This is a genomic window from Psychrobacter sp. NPDC078501 (genome assembly GCF_044900935.1).
In the GTDB taxonomy this organism is placed as follows: domain Bacteria; phylum Pseudomonadota; class Gammaproteobacteria; order Pseudomonadales; family Moraxellaceae; genus Psychrobacter.
The window spans coordinates 370,208-380,558 of the sequence record NZ_JBJDOS010000002.1 but is presented as its reverse complement, the minus strand read 5'-3'; the positions used below and the strand labels follow the sequence as shown (position 1 = coordinate 380,558).

Sequence of the window (10,351 nt, the reverse complement as noted above, 5' to 3'; positions counted from 1 at the left end):
TTAATGTTACCCAGAAGGAAAAAGGAATACTAAAAAAGTTGTTCATGCTATATGTAGCGTGAACAACTTTTGTCATGACACTCACACGTTATATCAATAAATTTAAAATGTAATAACATTCATATGAATCTTTAAAAGCTAAACCCAACATTTAAGTTTACCCGCGATAGCCATTTATCACTATTTTCAGACGTCGTTGACGTAAAGCCAGTGCTATTGGTTGCACCGCCAATGATATTAGAATTCTTACCATAAGTATGATCTAACCAAACCAAAAATGGTGGCGCAATAAACATCAGACCTGTGGTATTCATTTGTGAGTCAGACCAGTCACCATGATGTTTTTTAAGATAACTGTAGTCGTTGTACACCTTGACTGCTTTTAATGCGCCCATATCTTTCATCGGAATGGTATATGCCAAATTTACACTACCCACTGTACCTTCTGAGGCAATAAAATAGGCTGGCGTTAATCCATTTGCACCCATCAGCGTCATACTATCATCAACACCGCTCGGGTTTTTGGCATCATAGTCATAATGAATAAGCGAGCTTTGCACATTGAACTTGTCAAAATTATTATTAGTATGAAGACCAACTGCATAATAGTCGCCATCATCATTGGTTAAACCATTCTCTAGCTGAGAATAAGCGCCTGATAAGCCGATCTCCTGCTTGCCTGATGTCGTTTCAAACTTACGAGCGACACGCGCATTGACTTGGTTTTTCTTCTCATTCTCATATTGACTCATAGACGGAAACGTATTGTCCAATTCACTATAAGCGCCGCTTTCAGGCGAATACCGTAAATCTTCTGCCAACATTTCAGGATAATATCCAAGCTTGATATCCCAATCTTTGCTTTCATGATTTAGATTTACACCCGGGGCAATATTGTTGCCGTAACCCAAAAAGAAAGGTAGATGATAGGTCCAGCCATTTTGTGGATAAGGATAAATCGCAAAAGGCTTATACACCAAACCTGCCTCAACGCTATTTTGTTCATCAACGTTGTAACCCACGTAAGCCTTCTCGATTGAGGTTTTATCATCGTCTTGAAAGATGTAACTACTATTTAAATAAAAATCATCGTATTTTCCGTCCACATCCAAGCGAAAAATATCAAAATCAGGATCACCTAAGCCAGAGTTGTACTTATCGTCACCCCAGCTCTGATAACGCTGGTTGAATCGAATGACGCCTCCAACATTTAGTTCTTTGCTGCCGTCCTCGCTTTTGAGTTCAAGGACTTTAGCCTGAGCGCTAGTAATGGTCGGTAGCCATAACACTGGCGCTAACAATATTAATGATTTGAAAATTAGTTTGGTCATGACACATTCCTATTATCTTGGACGTAAAAATCCTTTTTATAAAACCAACCGATATCAATGCTTAGTACAATTTCTTCTGTGGTGGCCCTGCGAACTTGAGCGGACCAATCTCATTCATGTTGACTTCAACCAGACACATACCGTCTTGTTTCATAGCCTCATTGATCTTGATATCAAACTCTTCTAAAGAATCGGCTTTGAAAGATTTGCAACCCATTGCCTCACCAAGGGCAATAAAGGAGGGCGTATGCAGTTCGTTATAGTATTGTCTGCCATCAAAGTACTCTTTTTGAATACCGCGCATGACACCATAACCCCCGTCGTTCATCACTAGTAAAACCATATTAGCGTTCTCTTGTATGGCTGTGGCAATCTCGCCTACACCTAGCATCAAACCACCATCACCTACTAACGCCACTGTTTTTTTGTCTGGATTGGCGATTGCCGTGCCAATCCCATGTGATAGACCAAGGCCAATCGCGCCCGCCAAAGAATGAATATTCTGTAATGGCTTATTGACTGGGAACAATCGACTGCCCCACGTGCTGCCCGACATCGTAATGTCTCTCACCAATATGCCGTCTTCTGGCAAGGCTTTACGCAACAAGTAGCACAGATCAGCATACGGCCCTAGCTGAGTCTCCAATGCATTAATGGCAAACTCCTTTGCCGATTTGATACGCTGATCATAGTCTGCATCTATTTTGGATGTGTCTCCTAACCTCTGGATGACATTCTGCAAAAAAGATTTTGCTTCAGCACAAAAGAAGTGTTTGACCGAATAATTTCTTTGCTGCGCCATTGGGCTTGCATCAATCTGTATCAGGTTTTCTGGGAATTTTAGTGAGTAGGTTTTTGTCTCATTACTACGTAAGCGAGAGCCAATAACGATGCAAGCATCACTCTCTGTAATGAGCGCTTCGACTGCGGATGAGTTATGAAACGCATTTAAACTTCTTGGGTGCGTATCGGCTAAGACACCGCGCGCATGAGTGGAAGACACCACAGGTATGCCCATGTCAGCCAATTTTTCGATCTCAGCACTCGCTTTGATACAGCCGCCGCCTATCCATAAAATAGGGTTTTTGGCAGATTGGATTTGCTCAGCAACAAAATCCACATCTTTCTTATGGGCGTCAGGTAATTGCATAGCGCCCACATACGATAACTCAGTAGGTAGCTCAATGGTTGTCGCTTGTACATCAATCGGTATTTCAATACTGACGGGGCCTTTGGGCACAGTAGTCGCTACCCGAATCGCCTCTCTCACCATGCCAACCGCGTGCTCAGGACTCAAAATTCTAAAAGCCGCTTTACTACTGGACTTTAAGTAACCAAGCTGATCAGCCGCTTCATGGATAAAGCTTGCATCACGATCCAAGTATTCTTTTTCAACTTGTCCTGTGATATGAATAACTGGGCTACCCGCATTACATGCTTCAACCAAAGAGCCAATAGCATTGCCTGAACCTGCACCCGTACTGGTGATGGCCACACCTAACCCTTTGAATCGAGAATACGCATCTGCCATGTTGACGCATCCCGCTTCTCCCCGTGAACAAATAAATCTGATTTTATCTCTTCTACCAATGGCATCGGCAATCGGTAGGTTATGAATAGAAATCAAGCCAAAAACATCGCTCACACCATGTTCTTCCAAAACTCTCGCTACTAATTCACCGACGGTTACTTTGACTGTCATAATCTCATCCCTGTATGTTAATAATCTGGTTGTTTAATACATGTATTAAATATAGTTATTTGATATATAACTATTTGACTTCACACCATGGGTTTGGTGTTTCATCAAGGTTTAGAAATATACTTTTTGTTTGCATATAATCTAAAATACCCAGTCTTCCTTTTTCTTTACCGACGCCACTTTCTTTGTGCCCACTAAAGGGGGTAGCGATAGAGAATTTTTTATACGTATTGATCCATATTGTTCCGGCCTCAAGACGTTTCGCCATATCAAGCGCTTTTCGATAGTCCTCTGTCCATATACCAGCGGCAAGACCATAGACACTCTGATTCGCTTCAGCCACCAATGCGTCTTCGTCACTAAATGGCATTGCAACCAGCACAGGACCGAATATCTCTTCTTGGCAGATTTGGGCTTGGTTGGTTAACCCGGTGATGATAGTTGGTGCATAGTAAGAGCCTTTGTCAAAGTTTTCGCCAGTGAGTCTGTAGCCGCCAGTCACGACATTACCGCCCTCTTCTTTAGCCATTTTGACGTAGTCATCAACCGTATTAAGATGCGCTTCACTGACTAAAGGCCCCATTTGTGTGTTGGGTGCTTCTGGGTCACCTACGATGATTTTCTTAGTTTTCTCAATCAAAGCATCTAAAAACTTGTCGTAAATACTCTGATGAATAAATAGTCTTGAGCCTGCAATACAAGCTTGGCCCGATGAGCTGAAAATGCCGTAAATCACACCGTTTACTGCAATATCAACGTTGGCATCTTCAAGGACAATCGTAGGGGATTTACCACCCAGCTCTAAGGACGTAGAAATAAGCTTTTCAGCTGCCACATGCGCTAAGTGTCTACCCGTACTGGTACTGCCAGTAAAAGAAATTTTTTGTACCAGCGGATGTTTGACAATCGCTTCTCCAACGACAGAGCCTTTACCAGTCAACACACTAAATAAACCTGCTGGTAAGCCGGCCTCTTCAAGTATCGTCGCCAACTCAAGGGCGATAAGAGAGGTTGCTTCAGCAGGTTTTAGGATAACGGCATTGCCCCCTGCCAGCGCGGGTATGATTTTTTGTATCTCTGATGCAATTGGAGAGTTCCATGGTGTGATCGCGGCAATTACCCCTAACGGCTCATAAGTGGTGAACGTCAAGACAGACTTGATGCGCTGATTGGTCAGCTCGTTGTCTAAGGTTTCAAGACAACTGGCGATATATCGAGTCGTGGCAATCGCACTATTTACCAGACCCATGGTTTCGGAGATCGGCTTACCATTATCTCGGGTTTGCAGTTTGGCTAAAAATGTCTTCTTATCTTCTAATAGGTTTGCCACTTTAAATAAAATGGTGGCCTTTTCTGAGGGTAATGTGTCGCGCCAGTCTGAGTGTCTCCAAGCAGCATCAGCCGCTAAAATGGCTTCATCGACATCATCCACACTTGCGGTTGATATTTCCGCATTTTCTGAATGATCGGCTGGGTAATAACTTTTTGACGGTTTCCCACCACCAAGCTTCCACTTACCTGCAATAAATATTTTTTTCATAAGGTTTCTCACATTAATGGCGCTTTATATTTGTAAGGTTTGGTCAATCTGACAGCACAAGCGCAAAGCACTAAAGGCTGCTAAACTTGAAGTCTTAGGGTTTTCGGCTAAGGGTAATCCAGTCATACTGATCTCAAGCTTGCCGAATACGCCTTCAGCGGTGATATGATGAATATTGTGTTCAAGTGCTGGATCAGCGATTAGCTCTACTGTCGTATGATCAAGACCAACACCTGCCAGCGCAATGGTGGCAGCAACGTTTGAATTGGCTGGGAATAAAGCCGCCGCTTCTCTCGCAGTGCCTGTAAAGAAAACCGTTGCTTCTTTTAAATGATCGTAATTAATAAGCTGGTCAGCATGACTGCCCTTCCAACTGTCTGGCTGCTTTCTGCCTTGATACACTACACGGTCCAGTCCCGCAAAACTTGCCGCATTGATACCATCAATGCCAGCCACGGCACCCGCTAAGATACGAATATTCACCCCGTTTCTTTGTGCAGCATCAGCAAGTGCGACGGCAAACGTCTCATCGGTAAACGCCCCGACAGAGACAATACCAAGGGGTATGCACTTCTCTAAAATCTTGATGGCATGTTCTTTGAGTCCATTTTGTCCTGACATCTCAATGGCCAAATCAGGCATGTTAGTTAAATCATCAACGCAAGTAATCACCTCGATAGAGTCGCCTATCTCCGCCTTGATACTCTCTGCGCTTTTAGGACTGGCAACTACCGTTGATAAAACGATATTTTGAGGCAACATCTCATGTACTTTTTTTGCCATTGATCCGTAGCCTATGAACATCACGCTTTTCATGCCTTACTCCTGTTTATATCTTTTATATTTCTTTGCTCAAGCCACCAGAGACATCAACAACTGATCCTGTGGTATAAGAGGATAATGGCGATGCCAAAAACAGAAGTGCGTAAGCTGCCTCCTCGGGCTTACCTAGACGGCCAAGTGGAATCTGCTTTTTGGTAGCGACGTGGGCCGTCCATTCTTGCCAGTTTTTGCTTTGGTCTGATCGTTCCTCAAAACGTCTGCGCCACTGCCCAGACTCCACCAACCCAATCAATATAGAATTAACTCTAATGTTTTCTTTGACCAGCTCATTAGCGAGATTCTTACTTAGATTCAATAAGCCTGCTCTGGCGACTGAGGTTGCTACCATGTGCGTTTCTGGCTTTAGACCTAGTAAAGAGTTCACGTTGGTTATCGACGCAATATCGGACTGCTTTAGATGTGGTAACGTCGCATTAATCATATTCACCACGCTAAAAACCTTTAATTTAAGCTCATCAACCCAGTCTTGCTCTTCGGTGGCAAAAAAATCTGCTACTTTGCCTTGTCCGGCGTTATTCACAAGCATGTCAATTGCGCCAAATTTTTCGATCACTAACGCGACATAATCTGCTACCTGCTCTTTGTCGAGCACATCGCATTGATGAATGAACATCTGGTTTGCGTCGTATTCTACACTCAACGCGTCGAAGGTTGATTGAAGCTTTTCTTGGTTTCTACCACACCAAGCGACGTTGGCACCTTCTGCTAGGAATAGCTTGACCAATTCAAGTCCTATACCAGAGGAGCCACCAGTGATGATGACTACCTTATCTCTTACTTTAAAACTCATAAATCATCACCTTTAATAATGGAGAGAAGTACTTGGTTAAAACGCTCTGGCTGATCCAAGTACGATAAATGGCTGGCGGCATCAATAGCATGCAAGGTGATATTTTTATGCCGTGCTGCAATCTCAAACATAATCTTGGGGGTGGTAATACCATCCTCAGTGCCATAAATTAAGTCGACAGGTTTGTCTATCGTTGCTAGATAATGGTGGATACTGTCATGCGCCAATAACCGTGATGCTTTTTCAAACCCTTCTATCGTAATGTCCTCCATTACTTTTTCGAGCAGCGCAACCTTGTCATTGCTAGCATCGAATAACAAGGCACTACTCCTTTGCCTTGCCATCTCTGTACCACCCAATTCACGCAGAAGCTTTGGACGCACATTGGCAACCTCATCTTGCTTTGCTTGCTTAAACTCTCCGTAGCCTTGAGCAGGGTTGACCAAGATCAGTTTATTTATCTTGCCTGGATATTCAGAGGCAAAACCTGCAGCGATAAGCGCACCTAAGGAATGGCCTACGAGATAGATACGATCAATATTTTTTGATTCGAGAAGCACCAATAGACGCTGGCTGTAGTCAAGCGCAGTAGGCACCTCTTGTTCAACTTGCTTACTGTTACCATATCCAGGCGCATTCCACGCTAAAACAGACCCATTAGTTGCCAAGGCATCTATTTGGTTTGACCAAGAATCAGAACCTGAGCTGATACCATGTAAAAAGACAATCGTCTCCTCACCCAGCCCATCATTTTGAATAAACTCAATACGACTGATGGAGTCATATTCCTTGTCAAAATTTTTCATACAGATTCCTTTATGTATCCAAAAATCAGAGTCGATTCATCTCGTTACCATCGATGAAACAAAAACGTTTTCGCAAAACCTAACGTTTAATCTTAGACAACGGATGGTCATTTGGGTAAGTCGGAATGACAGGTTTTGGATTACCAATCATGACGCACATCAGCGCATCTTCTTGCGTATGATTGCGAAGCCCTCTATACACATTGGGTGGTATCGAGATCAAATCTCTATAATTCAAAACCAAAGAGGTTTCTTCACCGTTCTCTTCTACCGTCAACTCAATAGAGCCGCGCAGCATAAAGAAAACCTCTTCAGCATCAGTGTGCACATGTGGCGGGCCTTCACACCCTGCTGGTAACAGCATTGTCGAAAAGGTAAAGTTTTCAGCTGGCACCGTATTGGTATCCCCAGAAATACCGGTCGCCCCTGTTCCCATATAACGCATTTGAGCGCGTCTGTATTTAGGATCAAAATCTGCTTGAAACTTCAGTGCGCTAAAGTCGTATTCGCGATTTTCAAATCTTGCAACACGGGTTGATATCCAATCTTTTAGCGTACTGCCTTCTGGTCTTTTCCAAGTTTCAGTATTTTTAGTATTCATAACTGCACTCCTTGTGGTTTCACTCACTATTTAATCGGTTGATTTAACAAAATTTCGTGCTGTTTACGCTCTTTCTTTTTAAATCTAGTATTTCTTAAGCAATGGCAATAAGAAGAAAGAGGATACGATAGCCACACCTGCTAAAAACATAATTCCGTAGTCAATATTGCCTGTATAAACAACAATATAGCCGATGATAACGGGTGCTAAGGCACTACCGAAATTCCCAAATCCATTAAAGATGCCGCCTGCTGTTGTCGCCACTTCTTTTGCAGTCGTGTTAGCAAGCAAAGCGAAAATCGCTGAAACATTGAAGCCCCATAAAAAAGCACTGGCAGACATGAAGATGAGAACATTCACTACACCTTCTTGATAAATCAATAAAAACATCGTAATCCCTGCGCCAAATAGTCCACCAAAGACTTGTAACGCTCTCTTATTTGGAAACCTGTCTGAGTTAAATGCACCAATGATCTCGCCAATAAGCATGGCTAAGAATGGAATCATAGATAAGCTACCAAACTGCTTTAAATCAAAACCTTTTGCTTCTATTAGGTAAGTCGGTATCCAGCTGTTTAGACCCCATAGGTAGGCCAATGTCCCGACATTAAAGAAGGTAACCAACCAAAATGGCTTACTACTTAACAGTGTTGTGAAGTTCGTTTTATGGTCAACACTCTTTCTATTCGCTTTCACATACGTAATACCCTTTAAGCCAAAGAATACGAGGATGAATAGGAATATGGTGATGAACGACATAAAGAAGAAAGTGGCTTCCCAGTGGTAGTTTTGTAGAATAAGGGCGGTCAATGGAAATCCAAGCGCCGCACCCAGCGGTGTACCCAATAAGAATAAGGTAGACGCACGTGCCTGCTCGGATTCCGTATAATTTTGCTTAACAATGCTGTAGCAAAGCGCCAGTAACGGCCCTTCAGCAATGCCAAGCAAAACGCGGTAGAACAAGAGCATGTAAAAATTGTTGGTCAAACCCATCAGGAGCATCAACACCCCCCAACTGGCAATACCGCAGAGTAGGATTTTTTTTGGCCCAAAAATATCACCTACAAAGCTAAGAAAAACAGATGAGAGACCATAGGCTAATAAGAAAATACTCATCAACCAGCCCAATTTGGTTTTGTCCCCCTCAATCCCAAAATCAGACAAAAAAGCAGGATCTGAGAAGAGGACAGCGATACTAATTTTGTCAAAAAATGCCAATATCACTGTTATCATCAATACAATGGCGGGCAACCAGTATCTAAAACCACCCGGTCTGTTTCTTTGTACACCTACAGCATCGACATTGTTTACGGTTGTATCCATTTCCGTCATCCTTGATAATTGGCTTGGAATTTGATGATTCAATCAGTGATTAAATAGCATTCAAATCGTTTGGTAGCAGTGGCTTTTTTATACAAAAAATGGTATTAAATGTTCAAAAATCTTATTTCCCCGTACAGATTATTTGGGTTTTATCTTCACAAGATTGAATGACTGATCTTTTAACACATCTGGATCAAGTGGCCATTCTGCTTTTATCCACCTTTTGGCCATTTTGACAATTTTGTTGTTGTTGACGGCGACTAGGTAACGCAGTTTTTTCTCGCGATCGAGATAAAAAAAGCAATGATCCCCATCTTCGTCTGCTCTAACCACCAATTGACAGTGTTCAATATCGACAGGCGAGCCTAATATTTGAATGTTTTTATCGTATTGATCCGACCAGAGCCACGGTGTCTCTTCATAAGGAATTCTGTGCTCCAACATGGATTGAGCAGCAATGACGCCTTGATGCTGAGCATTTGACCAAGACTGAATACAAAAACCTAGATTGGGATGAATAGCTACATCACCTGCAGCATATATATCGGGGTCGCTGGTTTGGCAGTATTCATTGACGACAATACCATCGCTTGTTTCTAATCCTGATACTTCCGCAATCTCTTTATTAATGTGCGCCCCTGTACCCAAAAATACCAAATCATAAACAGCAGTATCGTTGTCATTGCTACTATTAACATGAATGGTGACGCTTTGATCCTCATCTGATTGATTCAAGTCAAGGTGTTTACAAGACAGTCTGATATGGACGCCATGCTGATCATGAAGGTTTAACAGATAATCTGATACTTCCTGACTCACACTTCTGGCACACAATCGGTCATTCATCTCATATAGAGTCACGTCGATGTTTCTTTTGGATAAAGAAGCGGCAACTTCTAAACCAATCCAACCGCCACCGATGATGCCAACTTTATCTACCTTATTGATCTTTTCTTCAATACGTAGACTGTCCTTAATATTGCGAAGGCTGACAACGTTGTCGTAAGACGCCCATTGTTCGACAGGGATTTTTGCCTTACTGCCAGTGGCAATCAATAATTTATCGTAAGGAATTGCTTGGTCAGTGTTGGTATAGACCGTCTTATTCTGACGATCAATACGAGTTACTTTGACTGGCTTCAATAGCACGATATTAAGCTCAGCAACAACCTCATCCTTAAATATCTGTAACGACTCATGAGTGGCTTCGCCCAATAGCACTTGTTTGGATAAAGGAGGACGTTCGTAAAAGGCATGATCTTCGTCACCCACAATCGTGATGAGACCTGTATAACCTTCGGATCTTAGGGTTTTTGCCGCCCATATTGCGGCCTGACCTGCACCCATTACGACTATCTGATTCATGGTAAACCTCCTTATTTGTGTGCCATCTCTTTCTATATAACTCATCCAGC

General features: G+C 42.7%; 9 protein-coding genes. All 9 read right to left on the bottom strand.

Annotation, left to right across the window (positions count from 1 at the left end; all coding sequences use genetic code 11):
* Positions 1–131: 131 nt before the first annotated feature.
* Positions 132–1,331 carry a hypothetical protein gene (locus ACI2IW_RS04605; RefSeq protein WP_404692803.1) on the bottom strand — a complete coding sequence of 400 codons (1,200 nt, stop codon included), beginning with the start codon at positions 1,329–1,331 and terminating at the stop codon, positions 132–134.
* Between the two features lie 61 nt (positions 1,332–1,392).
* The gene (locus tag ACI2IW_RS04600; RefSeq protein ID WP_404692802.1) at positions 1,393–3,033 is read right to left on the bottom strand and encodes a thiamine pyrophosphate-binding protein; all 1,641 of its coding nucleotides are present in this window, start codon (positions 3,031–3,033) and stop codon (positions 1,393–1,395) included.
* Positions 3,034–3,103: 70 nt separating this feature from the next.
* Positions 3,104–4,573 (bottom strand): aldehyde dehydrogenase, encoded by a 1,470-nt coding sequence (locus ACI2IW_RS04595; RefSeq protein ID WP_404692801.1) that lies wholly within the window; start codon positions 4,571–4,573, stop codon positions 3,104–3,106.
* A 24-nt stretch (positions 4,574–4,597) separates the two neighbouring features.
* Positions 4,598–5,389, bottom strand: a complete 792-nt coding sequence (locus ACI2IW_RS04590; protein ID WP_404692800.1) for an aspartate dehydrogenase — start codon at positions 5,387–5,389, stop codon at positions 4,598–4,600.
* Between the two features lie 22 nt (positions 5,390–5,411).
* Positions 5,412–6,206, bottom strand: a complete 795-nt coding sequence (locus ACI2IW_RS04585; RefSeq protein WP_404692799.1) for an SDR family oxidoreductase — start codon at positions 6,204–6,206, stop codon at positions 5,412–5,414.
* Entirely contained in the window at positions 6,203–7,012 is an 810-nt protein-coding gene (locus ACI2IW_RS04580; RefSeq protein ID WP_404692798.1) for an alpha/beta fold hydrolase, read from the bottom strand. The genes ACI2IW_RS04585 and ACI2IW_RS04580 overlap by 4 nt, the downstream gene beginning before the upstream one ends.
* Before the next feature lie 79 nt (positions 7,013–7,091).
* On the bottom strand, positions 7,092–7,613 hold the full coding sequence (locus tag ACI2IW_RS04575; RefSeq protein ID WP_197130885.1) for a cupin domain-containing protein: 522 nt from the start codon (positions 7,611–7,613) through the stop codon (positions 7,092–7,094).
* A gap of 84 nt (positions 7,614–7,697) precedes the next feature.
* Positions 7,698–8,936 (bottom strand): MFS transporter, encoded by a 1,239-nt coding sequence (locus ACI2IW_RS04570; protein ID WP_298807388.1) that lies wholly within the window; start codon positions 8,934–8,936, stop codon positions 7,698–7,700.
* Positions 8,937–9,074: 138 nt separating this feature from the next.
* On the bottom strand, positions 9,075–10,301 hold the full coding sequence (locus ACI2IW_RS04565) for an NAD(P)/FAD-dependent oxidoreductase (RefSeq protein WP_298807387.1): 1,227 nt from the start codon (positions 10,299–10,301) through the stop codon (positions 9,075–9,077).
* Between the last annotated feature and the right edge of the window lie 50 nt (positions 10,302–10,351).

Bases quoted from the DNA above. Each gene is read 5' to 3' on its own strand.
- ACI2IW_RS04595 (WP_404692801.1), bottom strand. From the start codon at position 4,573: ATGAAAAAAATATTTATTGCAGGTAAGTGGAAGCTTGGTGGTGGGAAA.
- ACI2IW_RS04590 (WP_404692800.1), bottom strand. From the start codon at position 5,389: ATGAAAAGCGTGATGTTCATAGGCTACGGATCAATGGCAAAAAAAGTA.
- ACI2IW_RS04600 (WP_404692802.1), bottom strand. From the start codon at position 3,033: ATGACAGTCAAAGTAACCGTCGGTGAATTAGTAGCGAGAGTTTTGGAA.
- ACI2IW_RS04565 (WP_298807387.1), bottom strand. From the start codon at position 10,301: ATGAATCAGATAGTCGTAATGGGTGCAGGTCAGGCCGCAATATGGGCG.
- ACI2IW_RS04580 (WP_404692798.1), bottom strand. From the start codon at position 7,012: ATGAAAAATTTTGACAAGGAATATGACTCCATCAGTCGTATTGAGTTT.
- ACI2IW_RS04605 (WP_404692803.1), bottom strand. From the start codon at position 1,331: ATGACCAAACTAATTTTCAAATCATTAATATTGTTAGCGCCAGTGTTA.
- ACI2IW_RS04575 (WP_197130885.1), bottom strand. From the start codon at position 7,613: ATGAATACTAAAAATACTGAAACTTGGAAAAGACCAGAAGGCAGTACG.
- ACI2IW_RS04585 (WP_404692799.1), bottom strand. From the start codon at position 6,206: ATGAGTTTTAAAGTAAGAGATAAGGTAGTCATCATCACTGGTGGCTCC.
- ACI2IW_RS04570 (WP_298807388.1), bottom strand. From the start codon at position 8,936: ATGGATACAACCGTAAACAATGTCGATGCTGTAGGTGTACAAAGAAAC.